The sequence below is a fragment of the Burkholderia sp. Ac-20384 genome (assembly GCF_017104605.1).
Taxonomy (GTDB): Bacteria; Pseudomonadota; Gammaproteobacteria; order Burkholderiales; family Burkholderiaceae; genus Burkholderia; species Burkholderia lata.
Window position 1 is genome coordinate 1 of the sequence record NZ_JAAGPE010000013.1, and the last position, 26,295, is coordinate 26,295.

The following is a 26,295-nucleotide window of genomic DNA, read 5'->3' on the forward strand; positions in this document are numbered from 1 at the left end:
GACGCAGCCGGCGGCAAGCCGCGCGCTGGGCCGGCTGCGCACGTTGCTCGGCGATCGCGTCGTCGTGCGCACGCCGAAGGGGCTGGAGTTCACGCCGCGCGCGGCGTCGCTCGCCTTGCGCGTGTCGCGCGTGCTGACGGAAGCGGCCAGCATCGTCGCGCCGGCCGAATTCGATCCGGCCACCGCGCGCGGGCAGTTCTCGATCGCGAGCCTCGATCACATGGCGCTGACGCTGATGCCTGACGTGAATGCGCGGCTGGAACGGCACGCGCCCGGCATGGATCTCGACGTGCCGCCGTCACGCGACAACAACGTCGAACTCGTCGTGGACGGCACGGCCGGTATCGCGCTCGGCGCATTCGACGACGATACGTTGCCCGCCGGCATCTATCGTCGACCGCTCTATGACGACAGCCTGGTCTGCATCGTGCGCAACGGGCATCCGGCACTGTCCGCGCGACTGACGCCGAAGCGCTTCGCGGCACTGTCGCACGTGCTGGTGACGATCGGCGGCCGCGGTGGCGAACGGGTCGACGCGGCCCTCGCGCGGCAAGGGCTGCACCGGCGCATCGCGATGCGCTTGCCGCATTTCCTGGTGGCGCCGATGGTGGTCGCGAAGAGCGACATGACGGTGGTACTGCCGCGCCGCCTCGCGGAACACCTCGCGCAGTCGATGCCGGTCACGCTCGTCGAACTGCCGGTCGACGTGCCGACTTTCGCGTTGACGATGATCTGGCACGAGCGCACGCACGACGACCCGGCGTACGGGTGGCTGCGCCGGCAGGTCGCGGAGATCGCACAGGACATGGCGCCCCGGCCTTCGCACCGACGCAGCCGCTACATCGACTGACGATATTCCGACGGCGACATGCCCTCCCAGCGCCTGAACGCGCGCCGGAAATTGCCGAGGCTGTCGTAGCCGAGCAGAAACGCGATTTCCTGCAGGCTGAGCTTGCCCGACTTCACGCTCTCGATCGCCAGCTTGTGGCGCACGCTTTCCAGTATCTCGCGGTACGACGTGCCTTCGTCGGCCAGCCGCCGATGCATCGTGCGCGGCGTGACGTTCAGCAATTGCGCGGTCGTGCGCTGCGTCGGGAAATCGCCGACCTTCTCGAACATCAGCCGGCGGATCCTGGATGAAAAAGCCTGCTGCCGATTCTTGTTCGCGAGTTCGTCCTGGCAGATGCGCACCGCCTCCGTCAACGCGTGCGGGTTGCTGGTGCCGAGCGGCCGGTCGAGTTCCGCCACCGGAAACGCCATGCCCGCCCAGTCGACGCCGTAACGCACCTCGCAACCGAACAGTTCGCCCGCCAGCACCGCATAGCCGGGCACGTCGAACGGGAACGCCACATACGATGTGCGACTCGTGCCGCGCGTGATGTAGTCGAGCAGATTCTTGATCGTCAGCACGATCGCTTCCATCACCGACTGCCGGATGTCGCCCAACGGATGACGTTCGACGAACGCGAGCCGCGCATGTTCGCCCACGATCTCGAGCTTCGCGGAAATGAGCGACGTGCGCACCTGCACGAACCGCTCGATCAGTTCCAGCGCCTGCCGCGCCGTCACGCTGTTGGCTACCGCGTAGCCCAGTACCCCGTGACTGCCGACGCGCAGGCGTTCACCGACCAGCAGCCCGAATGCCGGCTCGCCGGTTGCATCGAGCGCATCGCCGACCAGCCGCTTGAACGCGTCGAACGAAAATTCCCCGATCGTCAGCTCGCCGTTCGGCCCCGGATGCTGCAATTGCACAAACCAGTCGGGTGGACGCCCGCCCATGCGGACCAGTTGATCGGCGATCTGGATCGCGTACTGCGGTTGAAGAAAAAAGTCCGTCTCGGACATGTCGGGTTTCCCGGGTGAGCGACGGACATCAATTGACAATAAATGCGCCCTCGATGTCAATTCGCGCACTCCCGTAACACCGGCCGGCTCCCTACGATGAAGCCACATCAATCGCGATGGCCGCATGGGGAGAACATGTTCCGATTCCTGACAAAAACCAAGACTGTGAAGGCCGTCATCAACGATCGCGCCATCACGGTCGAGCCGGCGGAAACGTTGTTGCAGGCAGCGCTGCGCCACGGCATCGACTTCCCGCACAGCTGCCGCGTCGGTGGCTGCGCGACCTGCAAATGCAAGCTCGTCGACGGGCGCGTGAAGGAGCTGACGCAGACCGGCTACATCCTGTCCGACGACGATCTCGACCAGGGCTTCATCCTCGCGTGCCAGAGCATCCCGCAGTCGGACGTGACGATCGCCGTCGACACGAGCCGGCAGGCCGCGCGACGGAAGATCGACGGCCGCGTGATCGGCCAGGACCGGATGACCCACGACATCGTCCGCCTGCGCGTGCAACTCGACGAATCGCTGCCGTACAAGGCCGGCCAGTACGCGCAGCTGTCGATCGCGTCGCTGCCCGGCGAGGCGCGGCATTACTCGTTCGCGACCAGCGTGCGGCCGAATGCGCAAGTGAATTTCCTCGTCCGCAAGGTGCCCGGCGGCGTGTTCTCGGGCCACGTCCATGCGCACGATCTCGTCGGCCGAACCGTGAGCGTCGAAGGCCCGCTCGGCGACTTCTGGATGCGCCCCGCCGACGCCCCGCTGATCCTGATCGCGGGCGGCAGCGGGCTCGCACCGATTCTCGCAATGCTCGAAGACGGCGTCGCGGCACGCACGACGCGTGCGGTCACGCTGCTGTTCGGCGCACGCGCGCAGCACGACCTGTATGCACTCGACACGATTCACGATCTTGCCGCCCGCTGGCCGGGCCGCTTCGATTTCCAACCGATCCTGTCCGACGAGCCGGCCGATTCATCGTGGCGCGGCTCGCGCGGGATGGTGACCGACGCCATCGCGGCCGACCTGCCGGCGCAGACGCACGCGTACCTGTGCGGGCCGCCCCGCATGATCGACGCGGCGACCGACGTCCTGGTCGCGCGCGGCCTCTCCCGCTCGCGGATTCACGCGGACCGCTTCACCACGCAGCACGACACGCAGGCAATCGCCTGACTTTCCAGGATCAGCATGGAGGAGGAGACACCGAGATGTTCCATTACCTGAAATATTTTCTGTTCCACGTCATCGGCATCGCGTCGATCGTCGCGTTCGTCGCAGGCGGGCAGTGGATCACCGCCTGTTTCGTCGCGCTCGTCGCGTTCTACATCGTCGGCGACGCGATCTGCGGCGACGATACGTCGACACCGACCCTGCGCCATCCCGGCATCCTGACGTTCCAGCTGTGGATGGCCCTGCCGCTGCTGGCGCTGATCGTCTTCGCGTCGGTCTGGTCCGTCAGCGCGTCCGACCCGCTCGGCTTCGGCATGTTGATCGAACGCGCGACCGGATACGATGCGCTGGCGGCGCGCGCGGCGGCCGGCTGGGGCCATCACGTGTCCGGCATGCTGTTGACCGGGCTGATGATCGGCATGATCGGCACCATTCCCGCGCACGAGCTGACGCATCGCACGTGGGACCCGGTGTCGATGTTCATCGGCCGCTGGCTGCTGGCGTTCAGCTTCGACACGATTTTCTCGATCGAGCACGTGTACGGGCATCACCGCTACGTGTCCACGACGGAAGATCCCGCCACTGCACCGCGCGGCCGCAACGTCTATTTCCATGTGCTCGCTTCGACGGTCAAAGGCAACGTCAGCGCGTGGAAAATCGAGGGCAAGCGCCTGAAGCGCGCCGGGCACGGGCTGCTCACGCCGTTCAACGCGGTGATTCGCGGCCACCTGATGAGCGTGCTGCTGGTTGCGTGCGCATGGAGCGCGGGCGGCTGGCGGACGGCCGCGTATTTCACGCTCTGCGCGCTGTGGGGCAAGGCGCTCCTTGAAATCGTCAACTACATGGAGCACTACGGCATCGTTCGCGATCCGGCGACGCCGGTCCAGCCGCGTCATTCGTGGAATACGAACCGGCGCATCAGCTCGTGGTCGATGTTCAACCTGACGCGCCATTCGCATCATCATGCGCAGGGCGAAGTACCGTATCACGCACTCGAACCGTTTCGCGATGCGCCGATGATGATCGGCGGCTATCTGACGACCATCGTCGTCGCGATGATACCGCCGCTCTGGCACCGGTTGATGACGCCCAAGGTGCTCGCATGGGATCGCGTGCATGCCAGCGAGCGGGAAAGGCGTCTCGCAGCCGACGCGAACGCGCGCAGCGGCATTGCCGGGTTCGAGGCCGCGACGGGGTTGCAGGCGCTCCGCGTGGCGGGCGCGGACGGGCACGGGCGCTGAGCCACGGGGCCTGCCCCGGCGCCACAGGCATCGCCCGCGCTCCGGCCCGCGCACGCGGCGATTTCCGCGCCCCTTCCTGCGGTGCGGTCGAGCGCCCTCGGGGCGCTCTTCCTCATCCCGAGATCGAGACTCCTCCCTCGATCGGTACGATCTGCCCCGTGGTCGTGCGCGATTCGTCGGAGGCCAGGTACAGCGCCGTCAGCGCGACCTCCTTCGGGTCGATCAGGCCCAGCAACTGGCGCTCGCCGGTCTTGTTGATCACGTCGGGCTGCGACTTGAGCAGCCCGGCCACGCGCGCCGTGACCGTCACGGCCGGCGCCACCGCGTTCACGCGAATGCGATGCGGCGCGTACTCGACGGCCATCGAGCGCGTGATCGCCGAGATGCCGCCCTTCGCGGCCGTGTACGCATCCTTGCCGCGCGTGCCGACCAGCGCGAACACCGAGCTGCTGTTGATGACCGAGCCGCCGCCGGTCTTCAGCATCGCCGCGATCCCGTACTTGCACGTGATCCACGTGCCGAACAGGTCGAGCTTGATCGCCCGCCAGAACTCGTCGGCCGGACAATCCGTCACCTGCGCGTCGACCGACGTCGAGCCGCCCGCGTTGTTGTACAGCACGTCGATCCGCCCGGCGAATTCAAGTGCCGTCGCGATCGTGTCGCGCACGCTGTCCTCGCTCGTGACGTCGGTTCGCACGAACGTCGCGGTGCCGCCCGCCGCGCGAATCGCGTCGACCGTCGCCTGCCCGCTCTGCGGGTCGAATTCAGCCACGACGACCGTCGCCCCCTCGCTGGCGAACAGCTCGGCCGCCGCACGGCCGATCCCCGCCCCCGCGCCCGTGATGAACGCGACCTTGCCGGCCACGCGTCCGTTGATGTTGCTCATGCTGCATCTCCAATCGTTTCGTTCTGCGATTCGGTTTCGCGATCGCCGGCTCCCGTCAGCACGAAGCCCGCATAGCCGGCTGCCGCGACGTCGTCGCACTTCTTGCGGTAGTTGCCGTGTCCGCCCAGATACGGCAGGAACACCTGCGGCTTGCCCGGCACGTTCGCGCCGACGTACCAGGAGTTCGCCTTCAGGTAGAGCGTCTTCGCAACGACGTCCTGCACGTGCTGCATCCAGTCCTCTTCCGCCTGCTGGCCGGCGTCGATCCGGTCGACGCCCGCGTCGCGCAGGTCGGTCATGCAGCGCGCGATCCAGTCGATGTGCTGTTCGATGCTCATCGACATGTTCGCGAGCGGCCCCGGGCTGCCCGGCCCCGTCACGGTGAACAGGTTCGGGAAGCCGCTCGTCATCAGGCCGAGGTAGGTCTTCGCGCCGCTCGCCCATTTTTCGGTCAGCGGGCGGCCGTTCACGCCGCGCACGTCGATATGCGTGAGTGCGCCCGTCAGCGCGTCGTAGCCGGTGGCAAAGATCAGCACGTCGAGTTCATGCAGCCCTTCGCTCGTCACGATCCCTTCGGGCACCACGCGATCGATCGGCGTCTGCTTCAGGTCGACCAGCGTCACGTCGTCGCGGTTGTACACGCTGTAGTACGTGTCGCCGAGGCACGGGCGCTTCGTGCCGAACGGGAAGCCGCGCGGCATCAGTTTCTCCGCCACCGCCGGGTCCTTCACCGTCTCGCGGATCTTGCCGCGAATGAACTCGGCCACCGTATCGTTCGCGGCCTCGTTCGACAGGATGTCCCCGTAGCACATGCGAAAACCGAGCAGCTGGCTGTTTTCCCACGCGTTCTCGTATTTCTTCTGGCGCTCTTCCGGGGTTGCGTCGAGCGCCGATTCCACCGGGAACGGCACCGCGATGCCGAAGCGCGTGAGACGGCTCACCGCACGCCGCTCCGGATACGTCGCCCGCACGCGGGCCCGCATCTCGGGCGTGAGCGGATGATTCTTCGCCGGCACCACGTACACGGCCGTGCGCTGGAACACCGTCAGGTGCTTGCACTTGCCGGCGAGCGCCTGGATCACCTGGATGCCCGACGAACCCGTGCCGATCACGCCGACGCGCTTGTTGCTGAAGTCGACTTCATGATGCGGCCAGCGGCCCGTGTGATGGCTTTCGCCGGCGAACGTGTCGATCCCCGGGATTTCAGGCGGCTTCGGCACCGACAGCACACCGGTGGCGGGCACGAAGAAGCGTGCATGCGTGACCTTGCCGTCCGACGTCGTCACACGCCAGATATTCCGCTGCTCGTCGAACACCGCGGATTCGACCCGCGTATTGAAACGCACGTGCCGGCGCAAGTCGAAGCGGTCGGCGACGTGATTCAGGTAGCGCATCAGTTCCGAGGACGTCGGATAGCGCTCCGGCCAGTCCCATTCGTCCTGCAGCTCCGGGGAAAACGAGTACGAGTAGTCCCAGCATTCGAGATCCACGCGCGCACCCGGGTAGCGATTCCAGTACCAGGTGCCGCCGACGCCGTCGCCCGATTCGAATGCCTGGATCCGGAAACCCGCGTCGGTGAGCCGCTTGATCGCATACAGGCCGCCGAAGCCGGCACCGACGACGACGGCATCCAGCACGTCGAGAGGTTGGTTCATGTTGGGTGTCTCCTTTGAAATGATTGCGCTTCGCAGGAGCCCATTGAAAGACCGCAGGCCGGCTTGCATCAACGGCGCCGGTGCGGCCTTACCGTACATTGAAATCGGCCGGCCCCGGCCGCCGGCCGTGCGCTGCGGCAAACCCGATGAAATTTCAAAGTACGGCAAACCCGCGCGGTGCGCGTTGACGCGATACGGACCGGCTCTTCATCGTTGATGCCATCAAACACAAGGAGACTCATGCCGTGTCCGACGCCATGCAACGACTGCTCGACAAGGACCTGATCCGCGACGTGATGCTGCGTTACGCACGCGGCGTCGACCGTCGCGACTGGGCACTCGTGCGCGCCGCCTTCTTCGAGGACGGCGAAGACGACCACGCGGATTTCAAGGGCACGCGCGACGCGTTCATCGCGTGGGTGCGCGAACGGCACGATGCGCCCGGCCTGCTGACCTCCACCCACTTTCTCGGCAACTGCCTCGTGGAACTCGCGTCCGACCGCGTCGCCGCGGTCGAGACGTATTTCTTCGCGCGGCTGGAAATCGCGCCGCAAGCCAGCGGACACCGCTCGATGCTCGACGCGAAGCACGCCGGCAGCACGCACAACAGCCGGGTCGAGGTTTTCGGCCGCTACGTCGACCGCTTCGAGAAGCGCGACGGCGAATGGCGGATCGCGCGGCGGCGCACCGTCTTCGACGCCATCCAGTCGCAACTCGTCGATCCGGCCGACAACGTGCTCAACCCGGCCTGGACGCTCGGCCGCCGCGGCCCGGACGATCCGGTGTTCGCCGTACGCACGGAAGCCGGCCTGGGCTGACACGCCGCAGCGCGCGGCAGCCGGGCCGCGGCAAATACAACATCAAAGGAGACAGACATGGAATTGCGCAGAAACGTACTCGTGGTGGGCGGCGCCGGCGGCATCGGCGCGGCCTGCTGTACAGCGCTCTCGGCGACGTGGAACCCGATCGTGGTCGACCGCGACGCACAGGCCGCCAAACGCGTGGCGGCCGAAACGGGCGGCCGCGCGTACGGGCTCGACGTCGGCGAGGTCGACAGCATCGAGCCGTGCATCGACACCGTCGAACGCGAATGCGGCGACATCGACGCGCTCGTGTTCGCGGCCGGCGTGATCCCGCCCGCGCAGGGCCCGCTGCAGGCCGACATTCCGGTCTGGGACCACATCATGGACATCAACGCGCGCGGCGCCTACGCGGTCTGCCGTGCGGTCGGGCTGCGCATGGCGTCGCGCGGGCGCGGCAGCATCGTGATGCTGTCGTCGCTCGCCGGGATGGTTTCGACGCCCCATCTCGCCTACGGCCCGTCGAAGGCCGCAATGATCAATCTCGCGGGCTCGCTCGCCGTCTATCTCGGCCGGCAAGGTGTGCGCGTGAATGCCGTGTCGCCGGGGCCCGTCCGCACGCCCGTGATCGAGGCCAGCTACGCACGCGGCGAACGCGATCCCGCCGTGATGGCACGCCAGACCGCGCTCGGCCGCGTCATCACGCCCGGCGAACTGGCCGGACCGATCGCGTTCCTGTTGTCCGACGCGGCCTCCGCGATCACCGGCACCAACCTCGTCGTCGATGCCGGCGCCACCGCCACGTTCGGCTGGAACCTGTTCGGCGGCGTGGACGCCGTGCTCGGCGCACTGCAGCCGCCGCAGTAGGGCGGATCACCCGCGTCGCGCAGGCAGCGCGGCGCGGCACGACGCGGCGCGACGCACACCGGCGAAACCGCCCATCTGATATCACCCCATCACGGAGACACCCCATGGACCGCTCGACCGCCTCGCACGGCGTCCCGCTTCGCCTGGCCGCCCCGAGGGCGCCATCATGAGTCTCGACGCCGCCACCCGGGCGTTCATGGACAAGCTCGCCGCGACGCCATCGAAGCCGCGTCACCTGATGACGCCGGACGAAGCGCGCGCGGCGTTTGCGCGCATCAGTACGATCCTGTCCCCCGGCGCCGACGTGCGCACCACCTCCGCGCTCGACATCCCGGTCGACGGCGGCACGCTCCGCGCGCAGCTGTTCGTGCCGGACGGGCGCCCTCAGGCGTTGCTCGTCTACTTCCACGGCGGCGGCTGGGTCGTCGGCGGAATCGACGCGTTCACGCCGCTGTGCCGGGAAATCGCCGCCGGCGCGGGCGTCGCGGTCGCGCTCGTCGAATACCGGAAGGCGCCGGAGCATCCATTCCCCGGACCGGTACACGACGCCTGGCAGGCCGCGCAATGGCTCGCTTCGCAACGCGTCGCGCTGCTCGGCGCCGAACTGCCGGTATTCGTCGGAGGAGACAGTGCGGGCGCCAACCTCGCGATCGCGGTGACGCTGCTCGCCCGCCGCGAGGGAACGATGTCGTTCGCCGGCCAGCTGCTCGTCTATCCGGTGACCGATTGCGTGTTCGACCGGCCTTCGTACGTCGCCGCCGAGAACCAGCTGCTGACCACGCGCGACGCGATGATGGGGTACTGGAATCACTACGCGCCAAGCGATGCCGCCCGGCATTCGAGCCTCGCGTCGCCGCTGCGGGAAGCCGATCTGTCCGGCCTGCCCGAAGCGATCGTCGTGACCGCCGAGCACGACGTATTGCGCGACGAAGGAGAGGCGTATGCGCAGCGCCTCGAACAGGCCGGCGTGCCGGTTCATCACCGTCGCGCACAGGGGCAGATGCACGGCTTTCTGATGATGATTGGCGTGCTGCCCGGCAGCCGCGACGGCCTGGAATTCGTGTGCGAGCGGCTCCGCGACCTCGTCGCGCGATCGTCGCGCTGACGCACCGGGCCCGCCTCCGGGCTCGCCCCAGCGTCACGATCGGCGCGATGGTAGTACGATTCGACCAGCAACGCGCCACGGGCCCGCACGCGGCCCGCGATCGAACGAACCGACGGAGACACTCATGCAACCCGGCAGATCCATGCCGACGCACGTCGATGCGAGGTCCGACAACGGCCCGCACGGCGTCGACACCGCGTGGCCGAAGCCGCCGCGCGGCGAACGTGCGCCGAGCAGCACGATGGTGACGCCCCTCGCGCGCGGGCTGTCGATCCTGTCGGTGTTCGGCCCGGAACATGCGTGGCTCGGCAACCTGGAAATCGCGCACGCCACCGGCATTCCGGCGCCGACCGTGCTGCGGCTGCTGCGCTCGCTCGTCGCGCTCGGCTACCTGCATCACGACAAGGCGAGCCGCAAGTATTCGCTGGCCGCCGCCTCGCTCGCGCTCGGCTACGCGGCCGTGTCCGATCCCGACCTGCAGCGGGTCGCCGGCATCGAGATGCGCAAGTTCGCCGAGGCGACCGATACCTGCGTGCTGCTCGGCACGCGCGACCGGTCCGACATCCTGATCCTCGACGTCCAGATCGGCAGCCGCGTCGTGCTCAACCTGCAGTTGCAGCCCGGCATGCGCATGCATATCGCGTATTCGCTGATGGGCTGGTCGCTGCTTGCCGTGCTGCCGGAGTCGGAGCGCAGCTATCTGCTGAGCGAACTCGAGCGGCGGCCCGATGACAACTGGCCGACCATCGGGCGCCGGATGCACGAAAAAATCGCGCAGGTGCGCGAACTCGGCTTCGGCATGCTGCACGGCGAATGGGAAGAGGAACTCGCGTGCGTCGCGGCACCGCTGGTGCTGCCCGATCGCCCGCCGCTGGTGCTCGGCTGTGTCGGCCGCACCGCGCGCCTCGCCCAGGCGCGGATCGAACGGGAACTCGGGCCGCGGCTCGTCGCGATTGCGCAGACGCTGCGCAATCGCGTGCCGCGCCAGGGCTGAGGGCGCGGGAGCACGATGGCGAATCCGTCGAATCATGCCGAAACCGCGACGCCCGAGCCCGCGCAGGTCACGCTCACGCTCGACCGCGGCCTTCAGCTGCTGCGCGCGTTTCATGCCGAGCGCGCGCCGCTGACCAACGGCGAACTGGCGCAGCGCACCGGGATGTCCCGGTCCGCGGTGTCCCGCCTCACGTCGACGCTGATTCAGCTCGGGTATATCCGCCGCGTCGCGGGCGGCACCCGCTTCGAGCTGGCGACCGGCGTCTTCGGCATCGGGCATGCGTACCTCGAAACCAATCCCGTCACGCGGCTCGCGCAGCCGCTGATGCAGCAACTCGCCGACCGGCTCGACGTGTCCGTCGCACTCGCCACGGCCGATGGCCTCGACATGCTGTACATCGCGCATCGCACGAGTTCGGGCATCGCGACGCTGCGGCTCGGCGTCGGCTCGTTGCTGCCGATGGGCCTCACGGCGATCGGGCGCGCGTGGCTGTGGGGGTTGCCCGACCCTCGGCGGCAGGAATATGTCGCGCGGCTGCTGGAGGCCGCCGGCGCGCAGCGCGATGCGATGCGCGTCGGCATCGACCACGCGTTCGAGGATCTGCGCGAGAACGGTGTGTGCCTGTCGTACGGCGAATTCCAGCGCAACGCGTACGGCATCGCATTGCCGGTCAGCGTCGGCGATACGGCCACGCCGATGTCGCTGAGCTGCGGCGCGATCAAGGCCCAAGCCGACATCGACACCATCAGGCAACGCATCGTGCCGGCGCTCAAGCAGGCCGCGCGCGATCTCGAACACGTGCTGCGCGACGTTCGCTACGAACCGTGATCGCACACGCGGCGCACCGATGCGGTTCGTCGCGCGTCATCCGGGCACTCGCCCACTGCGCACCTGCGTGCCGCCCTGCTCCGCGACGAACGTCAGGATCGACGTGAAATCGTCCTTGCCGCGCCCAGCTTCGTAAGCCGCGTGCCAGACGTCGCGCGCCCGCTCGATCGTCGGCGCCGCGATGTCCAGCAAACGCGCCGCGTCGAATCCGAGCGACATGTCCTTGTCGATGATCGCGACCGCCGCGCCGTAGTCGAATCGCCCCGCCACGGCCCGGCTCAGCATTTTCGAACACGCGAAGCTCTGTGCCGTTCCGGCGTCGAGCAGCCGCATCATCATGTCGGGATCGAGACCGGCCTTCGCGCCCATCGCAAGCCCTTCCGAGCAAACGACGAGATTGGTCGCCATGATGATGTTATTCACGATCTTCATGACCTGCGCCATGCCGGCGCGCTCGCCCATCACGAACACGTCCTTGCCGATCAGCGACAGCAGCGGCGACACCTGCTCGACGAGCGCCGGTGCGCCGGCCGCGAGCATCGCAAGCGTACCGGCACGTGCGGCCGGCGCGCCGCCGGAAATCGGCGCATCGACGATGCCGATTCCCTTCTGCGCGAGCGCGTCGCCGATCCGCTCGATCAGGTCCTGACCGATCGTCGACATCTCCACGTAGGTGCGGATCGCCGATCCGTGCACGACGCCGTCCGGCCCCAGGCCGACCGCCAGCGACACGTCCCGGTTCGGCAGGCACGCGAACACGATGCCGGCCGCATCGGCGACCGCGCGCGGCGAATCGTGGACGACGGCGCCGCCTGCGATGAACGGTGCGAGCGCCGCCGGCGACGGATCGTACACATGCAGGCGGAACGCGTGTCCGAGCAAGCGCTCGGCCATCGGGCCGCCCATCTGACCGAGGCCCAGAAAGCCGATAGATTGTTCTGTTTCCATTCGCACTCCGAATCCGTTTGTCCATCAAGTCATGACGCGACCGCGCCACGACGCTTTATCGTTCGTCAGCGCGCCATCACGTCGCGGATCCACGCCGCCGCGCGCAGCAACCCTTCCTGAGCGGCCGCACAGGCCGGCCCCATCCGGAAGAAGCCGTGAATCATGTCGTCGTGACGCCGGAAGGTGACCGACACGCCGGCATCGAACAGGCGATTGGCATAGGCTTCGCCTTCGTCGCGCAGCGGGTCGAACCCGGCCGTGATCACCAGCGCGCGCGGCAGGCCCGCCAGCGATTTCGCGCGCAGCGGGCACGCATGCGGATGCAGCGCCTCCCGTTCGTTCGCGACGTAGTCGTTCCAGAACCGGATCATCGCCGCGCGCGTGAGCGAATAGCCGGACTGGTTCTCGATGTACGAACGGGTCGGCGGCGTGTGATAGTCGGTCACCGGATACACGAGCACCTGCGCGCGCAACGTCGGCCCCCCCTCGTCGCGGATCCTCAGCGCGGTCACGGCGGCCAGGTTGCCGCCCGCGCTGTCGCCGGCCACGACGATGCGCGACGGGTCGAACGACAGCGTGTCGGCGTGTTCCGCGATCCAGCGCACGGCATCGAAGCAATCGTCGACAGCGGCAGGAAACGGGTGTTCCGGCGCCAGCCGATAATCGACGGCAATCACGGCGGCACCACTTTCCGCGCAGAGATCGCGACACACGTGATCGTGCGTATTGAGATTGCCGATCACGAAGCCGCCGCCATGAAAGAACACGGTGACGCCATCGCTTTGCGCAAGCTTCGGCCGGTACAGGCGTGCCGCGAGCACGCGCCCTTCGAGCGGCAGGTCGAAATCGACGACCTCGCCGACGACGGTGCGCCGCTCCAGCGGCGGGTACGCGAGGCTGTTCCTGAGCGCGTCGACGGACAGGCTCTCCATCGGCGGTGCGGCTTCGAGGGTCTTCAGGATCGCGGCAATTTGCGGATCGAGCGGCATCGGCATTACTCGTCGGCGGATCGGGAAGCGTCTCGATGCAATCCGGCGCGATCGTCGGCATGCACATGGAGGTCGACACGACGATTCGGCCGTGCGCGAGGGGAACGGGGCATCACTTGTCTCCGTATTGGCGATGGTTGCGCTGCGCGCGTCCGCCCGGCACGCCGATGGGAATCGGCACGATCAGGGGCGCGTCATCAGTTCACGAGCAGCGTGCGGCCATGCCGTCGAGCGGTCAATTCCGGAGCGCGGCGGTTTCCGTACAACGGAATCGGCTATCGCGACCGGTTCGCTTCCAGCATGCGGAACGTTCCAGCAAGAGACGATGCGCCGGTTCCGGACACGCCGCTACAGTATCGGCACGCGCCCGGACATCACGCCGACAAACCGGGCCGGATCGCGATCGAACCGCGCCAGCCATTCGATGACCGGCGCACGGCCCGCCCGCGCCGCCGGCACGACGATGGGCCCTATCCGCGGTAGCGCAGCGCGTCGACCACTAGCGAAAACGCGGGGGACGCATGACGGCGGCTCGGGTAGTAGAGGTAGTACGGCTCGTAGGTCTTGCGCCAGCCCGACAGCGCTTCGACCAGTTGCCCCGACGCCAGCTGCTCGGCGACGTACGCATGCGGCAGGTGCGCGAGGCCAAGCCCGCTCAGCGCGGCATCGCGCGCCGACCCGATGCTGTTGCCGACCAGCTGGCCGTCGACCTTCACGCGCTGCTCCTTGCCCGCTTTCGCGAACACCCACGGGAAATACTCGCCGTGCGTCGGCAGGCGAAGGTTGATGCAGAGGTGGTCGGTCAGGTCGCGTGGGAGTTTCGGCGCCGGCCGGCTGGCGAAATACGCCGGCGCCCCGACGACCGACATCGGATGCGGCGGGCTGATCTGCACGGCGATCATGTCCTTGGCCACGAGCCCGCCGCGCCGCACGCCCGCGTCGTAGCGGCCGCTGACGATGTCGGTCAGCCCGTAATCGATATTGAGTTCGACGCGGATGTCGGGGTACGCGGGCAAGAGCCGCGTCACGGCAGGCTGCAGGACATGCTGCACCGCATATTCGTCGGCATTGAGGCGGATCGTCCCGGCGGGCTTGTCGCGCAGGTGGGTAATTTCGTCGAGGCCCGAGTCGATCTCGCCCATCGCCGGGCCGATCAGCTCCAGCAGCCGGCTGCCCGCGGCGGTCAGCGAAACGCTGCGCGTGGTGCGCGCGAACAGCTGCAGGCCGAGCCGCGTCTCGAGTGCGCGGATGACCTGGCTGAGCGCCGACTGCGAGATGCCCAGGCGCGCGGCCGCGCGCGTGAAGCTGCCTTCTTCGGCGACCAGCAGGAATGCCGTCAGGTCCTTGAGGTTGTTGCCGTTCATTCAGAAGCTCCACTAATAACTGCATCAAAATTTTTCTGGATTATCACCGAGCCTGTCAAGGTCTAAAGTGTTACTCACCGCGAGCATCAACGGTACGCCCTCCCAGGCAGCATGCCGGCGTTCGGCTCGCTCCCCGGGAAACGTGTCCCGATCCACTCATCGCGCAGGGCCCGACCGGCCACGCGCACACGACAGGACCTCACCATGAAATCCGTGACCTTCAAGAACCGCACGTGGGACGTGGCCGCCGACCTTCGCTTCCCGAAGGACTTCGACGAAACGAAGACCTACCCGGCCATCGTCTGCGCGCACCCGATCAGCAGCTGCAAGGAGCAGACCTCGGGCCGCATCTACGGCGAACAGCTCGCCGAGCAGGGTTTCATCACGCTGGCCTTCGACGCATCGACCCAGGGCGCGAGCGGCGGCGAGCCGCGCTTCAGCGAAGATCCGACGCTGCGCGTGGAAGACTTCCGCTGCGCGGTGGACTACCTGGTCACGCTCCCCTTCGTGGACGAGAAGCGCATCGGCGTGCTGGGCGTGTGCGGCGGCGGCGGTTATGCGGTCAATGCCGCCATGACCGAGCGCCGTTTCAAGGCGGTGGGCACGGTGGTCGCAGCCAACTACGGCCGCCTCATGCGTGAAGGCGACCTGACGCCGGATTCGGCGCTGAAGGCACTGGACGCGATCGCCAGCCAGCGTACGGCGGAAGCACGCGGCGCCGAACCGCTGCTGACCACCTACATCCCGACCTCCAAGGCGGCGCTCGAGCAGGCCGGCCTGACCAACGTGGACATCGTCGAGGCGGTCGAGTACTACACGACGCCGCGCGGCCAGCAGCCGGGTTCGCCCAACAAGCTGCGTTTCTCGAGCCTCGCGCCGGCAGTCGGCTGGGATGCGTTCCACCTGGCCGAGCACCTGCTGACGCAGCCGCTGCATATCGTCATCGGCGGCGGCGAGCCGGGCGCGTTCGGTTCGTACCGCGACGGCTTCGACCTGTACAACCGCGCGCGTTCGAGCGAGAAGACGCTGCAGATCGTGCCCGGCGCCACCCACTATGACCTGTACGACCAGCCCGCGCCGACCGGCCAGGCGCTGGCGCAACTGGTGCCGTTCTTCAAGAAGCATCTGGGGGCGTAACGCGCGATCGGCTACCTGCCGCGAGGCGGGCTGCCGGCCGGCACAACATGCCGGTGGTCGGCCCTGCCCGAACGTGACACGGTGGCCGGCATTTTCCGCCGCACGCTTCCGTGTCGCGATAGCCCGAGCTGACGTACCGAAGGGGACGGCCACGCAACCCGCGTGGCCGTCCCCTTCACATTGCGTCACCGCAAGTCGAGTTGCGCCTTGAGAATCGCCTGCGCGCGATTCTTGACGTCCAGCTTCAGGTACACGTTCTTCAGGTGAAACTTCACGGTGTTTTCGGAAAGGAACAGCTTCTCCGAAATCTCGCGATTCGATGCGCCGCTGCACAGCAGCCGCAGGATTTCCTGTTCGCGCTGCGACAAGGCGCCGTACCACGCCGCCGTATGGGAACGTTGTTCCGATGCCTGCGCCGTATGCGGCAACTCCGCGTCGGGCGCCTCGTCGAGCAACGCGACCAGTTCGGCGCCTTCGTCGAGCAGCGCGCGTCGGCAGCCGCCGGCGCTCGCCGTTTCGCGTACGCCCTGCAGCGTTCGCAGCGCGAGCCGCGTATGCCCCTGCCGATGCTGCACCAGTGCCTGCAGCACGTGCAGCTTGACCGACAGCAGCGGCCGGGCCGGCGTGATCGCCAGCGCGGCTTTCAGCAACTCGCCGGCCCGGTCGAGTTGTTGCCGGAACAGCGCGAGCCGGATCCGTCCCAGCAGCCGCCCGCTCAGCATCTCGGTGATCGGAATCCACACGGGGTCCAGCGGCGACGCGTCGTCCGTCACGTGCTGCAGCAGCGCATCGACCCGCGCCGCATCGCCGCTGCGCCCGGCAAAGTAGAGCCGCTCCCACGCGATCATCTCGCGCACGCCCGACCACTGGCTCTGAAAGCTCAGGCGCTCGAGCGTGTCGAGCGTGTCGCGTGCCTGGATCATCCGCCCGCGGGCCGCGTGGATGCGCGCGATCGAGACCATCGACAGCGCGATGAATTCCGGTACCGCCGCCAGCGCGATCTCGTCCTCGAACTGGGTCGCGAGCCGCTCCCCGATGTCGAGCGCATCGGCTTCATAGCACGCCCAGATCCGCGATGCCGCAAGCGCCACCGCCGCCATGCCGCGATTCACGTAGGGCCACGGCCGGGTGCCCGACGTCGCGCGCGGCGCTTCGGTCGCGAGCCTCGGCTGCCCGCTGGTGACCTGCAGGATGCAGCGCAGCGCGAGCGTGTAGCCCTGGCTGAACGCGGCCTGCGCATGATCGTTGTGGCTGTTCGCCAGCACGAGCATGTGGTGGATGTCTTCCTCGTGCCACGTCGCCATCGCGCTGAACGTCAGCAGGTTCGCTGCCGCGCCCAGTTCGAACGCCTCGAAGATGTCGCGCGCCGGCTGATGCAGCACCGGGATGTTCGCGAGACGCGCGGCGCCGCGCAGGTCGTTGTTGAACATCGTCGCCATCGCCAGCACGACATCCGGATTGTGCGTGGTGCCACCCTGTTCGCGAGCGCGCGTCTCGTCGAGATACGAGAGAAGCGGATGCGTCGGGCTCCCGCGACGCAGGAACACGAGCGCCCACGCGACCTTGATCGCGAGACTCCGGTTGCCGAGCACCTCGTTCAACGGCAGCCGGTCGAACCAGTACGCCACCGTGGCGAGCTCCGCGCCCGCGATCAGCCGCGACGCCCATTCGTCGAGCGTGCGCACCGCAAGCGCGTACTCGCGCGCCTCGACCGCGTGATACATCGCTTCCTCGGGCACGCCATGCCGCACGTACCAGTGCGCCGCGCGCCGGTGCACGTCGAGCACGCCATCGGGATCGTCCTGGCCGAGACGCTCGGACAGGAAACGCGCAAACAGGCTGTGATACCTGTACCAGCCCGGATTGCCGTCGAGCGCCTCGAGAAACAGGCCGTCCTGCTCCAGTCGCTGCAGCACCGCGTCTGCGTGATGCGCGCCGGTCACCTCCGCGCACAGCGATCCGTTCAGGCGCCGTAACAACGATGTTTTCAGCAGGAACACCTGCGCGTCCGGCGGCTGCAGCGACAGCGTGTTTTCCGACAGGTAGCGCACCAGTTCCAGCGGCCCGCAATCGCGCATCTCGTCGACCGTGTGCCACGGATTGCCGCGCGCAAGCGCAAGCTTGAACAGCTGCAACCCGGCCGGCCAGCCTTCGGTGCGCGCCTGCACGAACGACGCGATCTCCGCGTCGAGCGCCGCGTCGTCCGACGCGGTCATGAACTCGACCGACTCCGCCGGCGAGAAACGCAGGTCCTCCATCCGCAGCACCAGCGCCTCCTCGGCGACGAGCAGCGTGCTCACGCCGATGTCCGGCAAATTGCGCGACCCGATATAGATCCGGCAGCGGCCCGGCAGCGCGCGCAACAGGTCGCGCAGGAACCGCAGGATCGCGGGATCGCGAATCCACTGGAGATCGTCGATGCACAAGCCGATCGGGCCGGGAATCTGCCCGAATCGATCGAGCACCCAGTCGATCATGTTGTCGGTCGTCGCCGGCGACTGCTCGGGCGCGGGGCCGCCCGCGTCCGCCACCATCTGCGTGACCAGCGCGATGAAGTACGTTTCGAAGCGGCGCGGATCGTTGTCGTTCTCGTCGAGCGTCAGCCACCCGATCGTCCAGCGCTTCGCGGTGCCTATCTCCATGATCTGCCGAAGCAGCGTGGATTTGCCGCTGCCGAGCGGCGCGTGCAGGATCACGACGTGCGGCACGCCGAGCCGCGTCACGCGTTCGAGCAACGCATGTCGCACGATCGCGCCGCGTCGCGCGGCGGGTGGCGAAAACTTGTGCTCGCGCAGGTCCACGCCGTCATGACGCACGCTGCGCTGGATCGCATTTCGGGAAACGGTCACGATCATCCGGGTGAGGGGTCGGGTCGCTCATCCTGCCGCATTCACGCGGCAGCTTCAAGCCGTGGCATCGCCTTCGGGTACCGCACCGGCATCCGGCAGCGGCGGCGTCCACCCGCCCACCCGGGAAAACGCGGAGAACGCCGCGAACGGATTACAGCAGTAAGGCCGCAGGCACGCCGCCGATTCGTGCGCTGCGGGGTCGTCGTCGCCGGGCGCCGCGGCCGCTTCGGGAAGCGAGGCAGTCGCGCTCATCGCGGCACCTCGGCGGCAAACGCGACGTAGGCATCGAGCGCGGCCGGATTGGCCATCGCGTCGCGGCTCGCCGCCTGCTCGACCGGACGCCCCATCAGGATCTTGCGCACCGGCACCTCCATTTTCTTGCCCGTCAGCGTGTACGGTATCTGCTCCATCGCGACCATCGTGTCCGGCACGTGGCGTGGGCTGCATAGCGTGCGCAGCCGCTCGGCGATGCGCGCACGCAGCGTGTCATCGAGCGTTTCGCCATTGCGCAGCCGCACGAACAGCGGCATGAAGAAACCGCCGCCCGGCAACTCGCAGCACACGACCAGGCTGTCGGCCACCTCGTCGATCTCCTCGACGACGCGATAGATCTCCGCCGAGCCGATTCGCACACCGTATCGATTCAGCGTCGAATCGGCACGCCCGTAGATGTAGCAGCCGCCGTCGCGCGTGATTCGCATGAAGTCGCCGTGCCGCCATACGCCGGGAAAGGTTTCGAAGTACGACTCGCGATAGCGCGCGCCGCCGTCGTCGTTCCAGAAGAAGATCGGCATCGACGGGGCCGGCTGCGTGACGACGAGCTCGCCCACTTCGTCGACGACCGGCTGCCCGTCGTCGTTCCACACGTCGACCGCCATGCCGAGCATGCGCGCCTGGATCTCTCCCGCGTGGACCGGCAGCGATGGCACCGCGCCCACCAGCCCGCTGCACAGCTCGGTGCCGCCCGATTGCGACGTGACCCACAAGTCCTGCTTCACGTTGCGGTAGAACCATGCGAACGTCTCGGGCGTGCTCGGCGCACCGGAGAGCAGCACGCTCCTGAGCGCCGACAGGTCGAACTGCCGCCCGGGCTCGATGCCCGATTTCTCCATCATCTGCACGAAGGTCGGACTGCCGCCGAAGCAGGTCGCGCCGGCGTCGGCCGCGAGCCGCCACAGACACTCGGGGCCGCCGTGCATCGGGCTGCCGTCGTAGAGCACGGCGGATGCGCCGGTCAGCAGCGAGGCGACCAGCAGATTCCACATCATCCAGCCGGTCGTGCTGTAGAAGAACATCACGTCGCCCGGGTGCAGGTCCACGTGCAGATGCATCAACTTCAGGTGCTCGGCCAGGATGCCCGCATGACCATGCACGATCGCCTTCGGCAAGCCCGTGGTGCCCGACGAGAACACGATCCACAGCGGATGATCGGCGCCGACCCGCTCGAAGCGGAACGTATCGGCCGGCACGTCGGGGCCGGCGAGCAACGCGTCCCATGCGTGCACCGCGCACGGCAGCGACGTCGCATCGGCCGGCATCGCATCCGCCACGTTCGGCAGCCAGACGAGCGTCTGCAGCGACGGCAGCGCCCGCGCGATTTCGGCGACCTCGCGCCGGCGATCGAATACCTTGCCGCCGAAGTGGTAGCCGTCGGCTGCGATCAGCACCTTCGGCGCGATCTGCTGGAAGCGGTCGACGACCGTGCGCACGCCGAAGTCGATCGCAGCCGACGACCATATCGCGCCGATGGCGGTCGTCGCGAGCATCGCGACCGCGCACTCGGGCACGTTCGGCAGATACGCGACAACGCGATCGCCCGGCACCACACCGAGGTCGCGCAGGCGCGTCGCGAAGCGCCGCACCTGGCTCGCAAGCTCGGCAAGCGACATCGTCTGCAGCGGTCGCGTTTCGGAAGCGTAATGGAAGGCTGGCGCCGCACCCGCATGCGCGGCGTTCTGCAGCACATGCTCCGCGTAGTTCACCCGCGCATCAGGAAACCAGCGCGTATGCGGCATCGGCGCGCCGTCCGTCACGCGTCGCGCCGAGCCGTCGTACTGCACGCCGTACCATTGCCAGATCGACGCCCAGAACGCATCGGGCTCGCGCACCGACCAGCGCCATAGCGCGTCGTAGTCCGCGAATGCCAGATCGCGATCGGTCGCGAGCCAGTCGAGATAGCGGGCAAGATGGGAGCCGCGCACGGACGTCTCGCCGGGCGTCCACAGCAGTTCGCCTTCGTTCACCATGTCAATCGCCTTTCATGTAAGAGCGCGAGCCGTTCGAGAACGGTCTCCGGATGTGCCGCAGCGGGAATCTCGGCCACGTCGAACGCCTTGGGTTCCGGCGCCGGCATCGCACCGTCGTGCCAGAACGAGTCCGGCACGACGATACCGGCCGTGCCGGGCCCGCATCGCGTCGGCGCGATCGTGAAATCCGGCCCCTGGCCGTCGGCCAGCGTCACGGCCGCCGGCCATTGCATGCCCCAGTCCCAGCCGTAATGCGTCGCGACGTTTGCGACGGGTTGATACAGTTCGAGCCACAGCGCGGTTTCGTCGGCCTCCCAGGTACGCGACTCGTGCAGCAGTACCGCATCGACGCCCGCCGTCGCGAACGCCCGCAGGAAATCCGCGATGCTCGACGCCGCCGCATCGGCGGCATCCTCGTCGACCTCGCCGTGCGGCGAACCGCCTGCCGATGCAAGCGCCCGAGCCGCCCAGTCGCGTGGAGACGGTAGCACGAGTGCGAAGATCGCCTCGGGCAACGCCGCGCGCAACGCGCTCGCCAGCGCGGCCGCCTGCTCGCGCAGCGGCGTGCTCGCGAGACAGGCCTTCAGCGGCAGATGCGCGCGCTTCGTGTTCGCAGCCATTGCGTCCTGCAATGCCGTGTCGCGCGTCACCCATGCGGCGGCAAGCTCCGCCAGCGGCAAGGTGAGCACGTCCGATCCGAGCAACCCGTGCGCCTGGCGTGCCCACGCGACGCACGCGGCACTGTCGAGCCACGGCGCGCTGCCGCCCGCGAGCAACGGCACGCTGTAGCCAGCGTGATTCAGCCAGAGCGGCCGGCGTACCCGCGCGGTATCGATGAGTCGAGACATGATGCCTTCCAGTTCAGCATGAGGCCGGGTGGCCGTCAATCACGCGACCGCCGCCCGTCCTGCAGGAAAAAAACGTTCGGCGCGGCGCGCTCTCGCCCGCCGCGCCTCGGCCGTGGCGCCGGCTTATGCCTGCGCCGCCTTGTCGGCCAGTTGCGCCTCCAGCTCCGCGATGCGGACATCCTTCGGATCGAGCATGAAGGCGCCCTGGATCGCGTCCGCCGGCATCCTGACGCGCTGGCCCAGCGTCGTCGCGTAGATCTCGGTGCGATCGTCCCAGCTGCCGAAGTACGGCAGCGTCGCAGGCGGCTCCGGTGTCACCCAGGCGTCGCAGAACGCGTCGAACGGCTTGCCGCGCGCAATCCGTGCGAGCCGCTCGGCCGCCCGCGCTTCCGCCGTCGCCTCGACATCGACGACGAGCGTCTCCTCGTCGTAGACGACCTTGTAGATGTCGCGCGCGTTCTCGTGCGACATCAGCTCCTCGCGCAGGTCCTTCATCACGAGCGCCGGATCGCGTTCGAGCACGTCGCCATAGCCGCCGCCCGAGCCCTGGCAGATCATGTAGATCTCGCCCTCGTTGCAGATCTCGAACGTCATGCCCATGTCGTGGCTGCTGTACTGCGCGCCCGGAATCGGCCGCTTGTTCATCAGCTCGACGATGTCGAACGTGTCGACCGCCTTCGGGTTCTCCTCGAGCACCTTGAAGATGTTGATGCCCTTGATCTTCATCAGCTGGTAGCTCGGGCACGAATAGCCGCCGAACAGCCCCTGCGCCGACGGAAACTTCGAGCCCTCGCAGCCGGTCATGAAGCCCCACAGCCCGGAACCGCGCGCGGTCGCGATCTGCTCGTAGCCCATCCCGCCGCGATACTTGCCCCAGCCGATCCGGTCCTTCGCGAGCCGCTGCGCGCCGAGGCGGATGATCGGCGTGTCCTCTTCCGCGATCTCGTGTTCGCCGGTGTCGCACATGAAGCCGAACACGGGCGAGATCGAATGCTCGCCGTCTGCGTGGCTGCGCGCGCCCTGCCCGTTGCCGTTGATGTCCGCGCAGAAGTTGCCGGTCACGTCGCCGTGCTGCGTCAGGCCGCCGTAGATGAACGTCGCCGCCTGGTCATACTGCGACGCGATCACCGCCGAGTAGCGATGCGGCAGACTGTAGCTCAGCTTGTTCATCGGAATCGTCCACACGACGCAGCCCTTGAACAGCGGCATCAGGCTCATCGCCTGCGGCATCTCGCCTTCCGCATCGAGGATCGAGTTGCGATCGGTGATGATCTCGATCGGCGACAGCACGGCCATCGTATGCGGCAGGTCGGGCCAGATGTTCTGCAGCAGGCCCGTGCACAGCGCCGCCTTGAACGACGCGATGTTGGTATTGACCGAACGGTTCATGAACTGCGGTGCCGAGCCGCGGAAATCCATCACCATCCGGTCGCCCTTCACGGTGATCGCGCACGAGATCTTCTGCAGCGCGTTTTCGCGCAAGCTCGAATCCATGAACTGCAGCACGCGCGTCGTGCCGTCGGGCAACTCGCGAATGCGGCGGCGCATTTCCGTTTCGACGTCTTCCAGGTGCGTGCGCAACGTGCCGATCAGCGCGTCACGCCCATACTGGTCGAGCAGCGCGATGATGCGCTCGCGCAGGCGCAGCACCGCGTGCAGCTTCACCTTCATGTCCTCGAGCTGCAGGCGCGGGTCGCGCACCGAGTTCTGCAGGAACGTGACGAGGTCGCGCTTCAGCTCGAAGTTCTCGACGATCTTGAACGGCGGCATCTTGATGCCTTCGTCGTACTTGCTCTCGGCCTTGGCCGGCAGCCCGCCCGGCTCGGTCGAGCCGTTCTCGCCCTCGTGGATCGTCGACGACAGCCAGCACACGAGTTCGCCCTTGTAGAACAGCGGCATCATCATCGACTGGTCGGTGTTGTGGATGCCGCCGTAGCGCGCGTCGTTGTGGATGAAGCCGTCGCCGTCCTTCACGCCGACCGTCGGGTCGTTCACCCAGTTCTTGATGATGAAGCGGATCGGATAGAAGCAGCACGCGGCGAACGCGATGATCCCGTGCGGCGCGATCATCGACAGGTCGCCCTGCGCGGTGTAGATCGCGGTGACGAGGTCGCCCCACTTCGCGCCCGGCGCCGCGCCCATCTGGTTCACCATCGTGAACGCTTCGGACAGCGCCGAATTGATCAGCCCCCGCACATGGTGAACCTGGTGCGGGTCGACGCCGCGCTCCAGCACTTCGTTCTCCAGCGTCGAGCGCGGCAGGATGCTGTGATTGCGCATGATCTCGGGATCGGGGCCGAGAAACAGCGTGTTGTCGGCGATGAACTTGTCGAGCAGCGCCCGGTCTTCCGCATTGATGTCGTTTTGCATGTCGATCTCCTTGCTTACTTGCGCAGGAACCACGCGCCGCCCTGGGCCGTCGCCTGATAGATCCAGCCCGGCTCGACGAGGAACGTCGTCGCGCGGGTCGTGATGACGGCCGGCCCTTCGATCTGCGTGCGCTCGGCACGCGCGCGGTCGTCGTAGATGGCGGTGCGTTGCGGCCCGTCGTGCCCGACGAAGTGGCATTCGCGGTAGCCAACCGGCTCCGGCGGCGGCAGCGGGTTGTCGCTGACCGCGAGCTTCGCGAACTTCACCGACGGCTGTTCGACGTACGCGCAAACACGCAGCGTGTTGATCCGCACGCCGGTTTCCGGGCTTTGCGAGCCGTCCCCGAAGCGCGAGCCGTAACTCTCGTGGAACAGCTCCATCAGCGTCAGCACGTCGCGCTGCGTCTTCAGGCGCGAGATCGGCGTGACGACCGCCGTCTGCACGCGCTGGTTGCCGTAACGCATGTCGAGTTCGAGCCGGTAGCGGATTTGCGACGGGTCCATCCCCTGCCGTTCCAGATCCTCGCGCCCGCGCCGCTCGAGTTCCTCGACGCCGCGGTTGAACGTGTCGAAATCCAGGAAGAACGATTTCGTGTTCGGGTTGAACAGCACCGTCCACGTGTTCATTTCGTGGATATGCATCTGGTTCACCGTCCCCGCCCCGCACGCGGAGAACGTCGACGAATACGGCGGCGCCAGCACTTTCGCGACCCCGAGCGCGGACGCAATCCCGCACGCATGCAGCGGCCCGTTGCCGCCGTACGCGAGCACCGTGAATTCCTTCGGCTCGAAGCCGCGCGTGCGCAATTCGGTGGCGATGCCGTTCGCCATCGACGCGTCGACCTGCTTCTTGATCAGCTTGGCGGTTTCGATCACGTCGAGATCGAGCACGTCGCACAGGTCGTCCTGCATCGCCTGCTTCGCGCGGCGCGGATTCAGCGGAATGCGGCCGTTCGCGTAGTTCTTCGGATCGAGATAGCCGAGCAGCAGGTCGGCGTCGGTGACGGTCGGATGCTGGCCGCCGCGGTCGTAACACGCGGGCCCCGGATCGGAGCCGGCCGACTGCGGGCCGATCTCGACCGTCTTGTACATCCGCTCGTAGCGCGCGATCGAGCCGCCGCCCGCGCCCAGCGCGACGAGGTGCACCATCGGCACGCTGACGAGCCAGCGATCGATCACCGGGTTGAAGTCGTAGAACTTCTGCCCGCCCTGCACGACGATCCCGATGTCGAAGCTCGTGCCGCCCATGTCGGTCGCGACGACGTTGCCCAGTTCGGCGGCCGCCGCCAGGTACTCGCTCGCGGCGATGCCCGACACCGGCCCCGAGTGGACGGTCTGCAGCGCATCGGTCGAGTTGAGTTGCGCCATCCCGCCCGAGTTGTGATTGACGAGCATCGGCTTCGTATAGCCCTGCTGGCGCAGGTTCAGCTCCAGCGTGCCGAGCCCGTGGTACATGATCTGATGCAGGAACGCGTCGATGATCGACGACGTCGCGCGCGAATACTCGCCCTTGCGGCCGACCACCTGGTGCGACAGCAGCATCGGGATCGCGCCGAGCATGTGCGCCGGGTACTCCTCGAGGAAAATCTCGCGCACGCGCAGCTCGTGCACCGGGTTCACGACGCTGTTCGTGAACATCACGACGAGTGCCTGCGCACCGGCGTCGACGAGCTCGCGGATGCGCAAGCGCACGTCGTCCTCGTCGAGCGTCCAGAACACCTGGCCGACGTAGTCGACACGCTCGCGGATCTCGCGGATCAGCGGAATCGCCACGAGTGGCTCCGGGCGGGCCGCATTCGGAATATCCATCTGCTCGTGTTCGGACAGCCCTTCCCCGTAACCGCGGGCACGCGACAGCGGCACCGTGTGCTTGAAGCCCGTCGTGACGAGCAGGCCGACGCGCGGGCCCTTGCGCTCGATCAGCGCGTTGGTGCCGAGCGTCGTCGCGTAGCGCACCGAATCGACTTCGGACAGCAGCTGGGTCGGCGTCAGTTCGAGCTGGCGGCATGCGTCGGCCAGCGAATCGTTGAAGCCGACCGCCAGATTGTGGTGCGTCGTGAGCGACTTGCCTTCGACGCAATGATCGCCCCATGCCACGAAGCAATCGGTGAAGGTGCCGCCAATGTCGACGGAAACACGTTTCATGATCGAATCTCCCCG

The 26,295-nt window shown here is 67.5% G+C and carries 21 protein-coding genes; 9 read left to right on the forward strand and 12 right to left on the reverse strand.

All coding sequences use genetic code 11. From position 1 onward, the window contains the following. On the forward strand, positions 1-850 hold an 850-nt coding region (locus tag G3O00_RS04205; RefSeq protein ID WP_206142182.1), incomplete at its 5' end, for a LysR family transcriptional regulator. On the opposite strand, the gene G3O00_RS04210 is transcribed toward G3O00_RS04205, so the two are convergent. Beyond that, positions 838-1,845: an AraC family transcriptional regulator gene (locus G3O00_RS04210; RefSeq protein WP_206142183.1), complete on the reverse strand. Its 1,008-nt coding sequence runs from the start codon at positions 1,843-1,845 to the stop codon at positions 838-840. The two genes, G3O00_RS04205 and G3O00_RS04210, sit on opposite strands and share 13 nt — an antisense overlap. Before the next feature lie 135 nt (positions 1,846-1,980). On the opposite strand from G3O00_RS04210, the gene G3O00_RS04215 reads away from it, so the two are divergent. Together G3O00_RS04215 and G3O00_RS04220 are read left to right on the forward strand one after the other, a co-directional pair. After that, positions 1,981-3,012: a 2Fe-2S iron-sulfur cluster-binding protein gene (locus tag G3O00_RS04215; RefSeq protein WP_011354828.1), complete on the forward strand. Its 1,032-nt coding sequence runs from the start codon at positions 1,981-1,983 to the stop codon at positions 3,010-3,012. Positions 3,013-3,047: 35 nt separating this feature from the next. Then, positions 3,048-4,250, forward strand: a complete 1,203-nt coding sequence (locus G3O00_RS04220) for an alkane 1-monooxygenase (protein WP_206142184.1) — start codon at positions 3,048-3,050, stop codon at positions 4,248-4,250. Between the two features lie 112 nt (positions 4,251-4,362). On the opposite strand, the gene G3O00_RS04225 is transcribed toward G3O00_RS04220, so the two are convergent. Both G3O00_RS04225 and G3O00_RS04230 read right to left on the reverse strand, forming a co-directional pair. Beyond that, positions 4,363-5,136 carry an SDR family oxidoreductase gene (locus G3O00_RS04225; protein ID WP_206142185.1) on the reverse strand — a complete coding sequence of 258 codons (774 nt, stop codon included), beginning with the start codon at positions 5,134-5,136 and terminating at the stop codon, positions 4,363-4,365. Then, a complete protein-coding gene (locus G3O00_RS04230) occupies positions 5,133-6,791 on the reverse strand; it encodes an NAD(P)/FAD-dependent oxidoreductase (RefSeq protein ID WP_206142186.1) in 1,659 nt (552 codons plus the stop codon). The genes G3O00_RS04225 and G3O00_RS04230 overlap by 4 nt, the downstream gene beginning before the upstream one ends. 245 nt (positions 6,792-7,036) lie before the next feature. On the opposite strand from G3O00_RS04230, the gene G3O00_RS04235 reads away from it, so the two are divergent. From G3O00_RS04235 to G3O00_RS04255, 5 genes are all read left to right on the forward strand, one after another. Next, on the forward strand, positions 7,037-7,609 hold the full coding sequence (locus G3O00_RS04235; RefSeq protein WP_206142187.1) for a nuclear transport factor 2 family protein: 573 nt from the start codon (positions 7,037-7,039) through the stop codon (positions 7,607-7,609). Between the two features lie 57 nt (positions 7,610-7,666). Further along, a complete protein-coding gene (locus tag G3O00_RS04240; RefSeq protein WP_206142188.1) occupies positions 7,667-8,458 on the forward strand; it encodes an SDR family oxidoreductase in 792 nt (263 codons plus the stop codon). A 166-nt stretch (positions 8,459-8,624) separates the two neighbouring features. Continuing rightward, positions 8,625-9,563, forward strand: a complete 939-nt coding sequence (locus G3O00_RS04245) for an alpha/beta hydrolase (protein ID WP_206142189.1) — start codon at positions 8,625-8,627, stop codon at positions 9,561-9,563. A 124-nt stretch (positions 9,564-9,687) separates the two neighbouring features. Beyond that, positions 9,688-10,557, forward strand: coding sequence for an IclR family transcriptional regulator (locus G3O00_RS04250; RefSeq protein ID WP_011354821.1), 870 nt, complete (start codon positions 9,688-9,690; stop codon positions 10,555-10,557). Between the two features lie 15 nt (positions 10,558-10,572). Further along, a complete protein-coding gene (locus G3O00_RS04255) occupies positions 10,573-11,385 on the forward strand; it encodes an IclR family transcriptional regulator (protein WP_206142190.1) in 813 nt (270 codons plus the stop codon). Positions 11,386-11,421: 36 nt separating this feature from the next. Here G3O00_RS04255 and G3O00_RS04260 read toward each other — a convergent pair whose 3' ends face one another. The 3 genes from G3O00_RS04260 to G3O00_RS04270 form a co-directional block, all read right to left on the reverse strand. Then, entirely contained in the window at positions 11,422-12,333 is a 912-nt protein-coding gene (locus G3O00_RS04260) for an NAD(P)-dependent oxidoreductase (RefSeq protein ID WP_206142191.1), read from the reverse strand. Positions 12,334-12,398: 65 nt separating this feature from the next. Next, positions 12,399-13,322 (reverse strand): alpha/beta hydrolase, encoded by a 924-nt coding sequence (locus tag G3O00_RS04265; RefSeq protein ID WP_241024940.1) that lies wholly within the window; start codon positions 13,320-13,322, stop codon positions 12,399-12,401. A 470-nt stretch (positions 13,323-13,792) separates the two neighbouring features. Continuing rightward, entirely contained in the window at positions 13,793-14,686 is an 894-nt protein-coding gene (locus tag G3O00_RS04270) for a LysR family transcriptional regulator (RefSeq protein ID WP_011354817.1), read from the reverse strand. Between the two features lie 111 nt (positions 14,687-14,797). On the opposite strand from G3O00_RS04270, the gene G3O00_RS04275 reads away from it, so the two are divergent. After that, positions 14,798-15,823, forward strand: coding sequence for an alpha/beta hydrolase (locus tag G3O00_RS04275; RefSeq protein WP_277399250.1), 1,026 nt, complete (start codon positions 14,798-14,800; stop codon positions 15,821-15,823). A gap of 185 nt (positions 15,824-16,008) precedes the next feature. Here G3O00_RS04275 and G3O00_RS04280 read toward each other — a convergent pair whose 3' ends face one another. The 6 genes from G3O00_RS04280 to G3O00_RS04305 form a co-directional block, all read right to left on the reverse strand. After that, the gene (locus G3O00_RS04280) at positions 16,009-18,678 is read right to left on the reverse strand and encodes a LuxR C-terminal-related transcriptional regulator (protein ID WP_206142193.1); all 2,670 of its coding nucleotides are present in this window, start codon (positions 18,676-18,678) and stop codon (positions 16,009-16,011) included. A 48-nt stretch (positions 18,679-18,726) separates the two neighbouring features. Next, the gene (locus tag G3O00_RS04285; protein WP_174929634.1) at positions 18,727-18,924 is read right to left on the reverse strand and encodes a hypothetical protein; all 198 of its coding nucleotides are present in this window, start codon (positions 18,922-18,924) and stop codon (positions 18,727-18,729) included. Continuing rightward, a complete protein-coding gene (locus G3O00_RS04290; RefSeq protein WP_206142194.1) occupies positions 18,921-20,918 on the reverse strand; it encodes an acetoacetate--CoA ligase in 1,998 nt (665 codons plus the stop codon). The genes G3O00_RS04285 and G3O00_RS04290 overlap by 4 nt, the downstream gene beginning before the upstream one ends. Further along, positions 20,912-21,766 carry a hypothetical protein gene (locus G3O00_RS04295; RefSeq protein ID WP_206142195.1) on the reverse strand — a complete coding sequence of 285 codons (855 nt, stop codon included), beginning with the start codon at positions 21,764-21,766 and terminating at the stop codon, positions 20,912-20,914. The genes G3O00_RS04290 and G3O00_RS04295 overlap by 7 nt, the downstream gene beginning before the upstream one ends. A 123-nt stretch (positions 21,767-21,889) precedes the next feature. Next, a complete protein-coding gene (locus tag G3O00_RS04300) occupies positions 21,890-24,136 on the reverse strand; it encodes a hydantoinase B/oxoprolinase family protein (RefSeq protein ID WP_206142196.1) in 2,247 nt (748 codons plus the stop codon). Between the two features lie 14 nt (positions 24,137-24,150). Then, positions 24,151-26,280 (reverse strand): hydantoinase/oxoprolinase family protein, encoded by a 2,130-nt coding sequence (locus G3O00_RS04305; RefSeq protein WP_059600872.1) that lies wholly within the window; start codon positions 26,278-26,280, stop codon positions 24,151-24,153. Between the last annotated feature and the right edge of the window lie 15 nt (positions 26,281-26,295).

Excerpts from the sequence above, each read along its gene's own strand:
- G3O00_RS04210 (WP_206142183.1), bottom strand. The coding sequence starts at position 1,845 with ATGTCCGAGACGGACTTTTTTCTTCAACCGCAGTACGCGATCCAGATC.
- G3O00_RS04215 (WP_011354828.1), top strand. The coding sequence starts at position 1,981 with ATGTTCCGATTCCTGACAAAAACCAAGACTGTGAAGGCCGTCATCAAC.
- G3O00_RS04220 (WP_206142184.1), top strand. The coding sequence starts at position 3,048 with ATGTTCCATTACCTGAAATATTTTCTGTTCCACGTCATCGGCATCGCG.
- G3O00_RS04225 (WP_206142185.1), bottom strand. The coding sequence starts at position 5,136 with ATGAGCAACATCAACGGACGCGTGGCCGGCAAGGTCGCGTTCATCACG.
- G3O00_RS04230 (WP_206142186.1), bottom strand. The coding sequence starts at position 6,791 with ATGAACCAACCTCTCGACGTGCTGGATGCCGTCGTCGTCGGTGCCGGC.
- G3O00_RS04240 (WP_206142188.1), top strand. The coding sequence starts at position 7,667 with ATGGAATTGCGCAGAAACGTACTCGTGGTGGGCGGCGCCGGCGGCATC.
- G3O00_RS04245 (WP_206142189.1), top strand. The coding sequence starts at position 8,625 with ATGAGTCTCGACGCCGCCACCCGGGCGTTCATGGACAAGCTCGCCGCG.
- G3O00_RS04250 (WP_011354821.1), top strand. The coding sequence starts at position 9,688 with ATGCAACCCGGCAGATCCATGCCGACGCACGTCGATGCGAGGTCCGAC.
- G3O00_RS04255 (WP_206142190.1), top strand. The coding sequence starts at position 10,573 with ATGGCGAATCCGTCGAATCATGCCGAAACCGCGACGCCCGAGCCCGCG.
- G3O00_RS04260 (WP_206142191.1), bottom strand. The coding sequence starts at position 12,333 with ATGGAAACAGAACAATCTATCGGCTTTCTGGGCCTCGGTCAGATGGGC.
- G3O00_RS04265 (WP_241024940.1), bottom strand. The coding sequence starts at position 13,322 with ATGCCGCTCGATCCGCAAATTGCCGCGATCCTGAAGACCCTCGAAGCC.
- G3O00_RS04270 (WP_011354817.1), bottom strand. The coding sequence starts at position 14,686 with ATGAACGGCAACAACCTCAAGGACCTGACGGCATTCCTGCTGGTCGCC.
- G3O00_RS04275 (WP_277399250.1), top strand. The coding sequence starts at position 14,798 with ATGCCGGCGTTCGGCTCGCTCCCCGGGAAACGTGTCCCGATCCACTCA.
- G3O00_RS04280 (WP_206142193.1), bottom strand. The coding sequence starts at position 18,678 with ATGATCGTGACCGTTTCCCGAAATGCGATCCAGCGCAGCGTGCGTCAT.
- G3O00_RS04285 (WP_174929634.1), bottom strand. The coding sequence starts at position 18,924 with ATGAGCGCGACTGCCTCGCTTCCCGAAGCGGCCGCGGCGCCCGGCGAC.
- G3O00_RS04290 (WP_206142194.1), bottom strand. The coding sequence starts at position 20,918 with ATGGTGAACGAAGGCGAACTGCTGTGGACGCCCGGCGAGACGTCCGTG.
- G3O00_RS04295 (WP_206142195.1), bottom strand. The coding sequence starts at position 21,766 with ATGTCTCGACTCATCGATACCGCGCGGGTACGCCGGCCGCTCTGGCTG.
- G3O00_RS04300 (WP_206142196.1), bottom strand. The coding sequence starts at position 24,136 with ATGCAAAACGACATCAATGCGGAAGACCGGGCGCTGCTCGACAAGTTC.
- G3O00_RS04305 (WP_059600872.1), bottom strand. The coding sequence starts at position 26,280 with ATGAAACGTGTTTCCGTCGACATTGGCGGCACCTTCACCGATTGCTTC.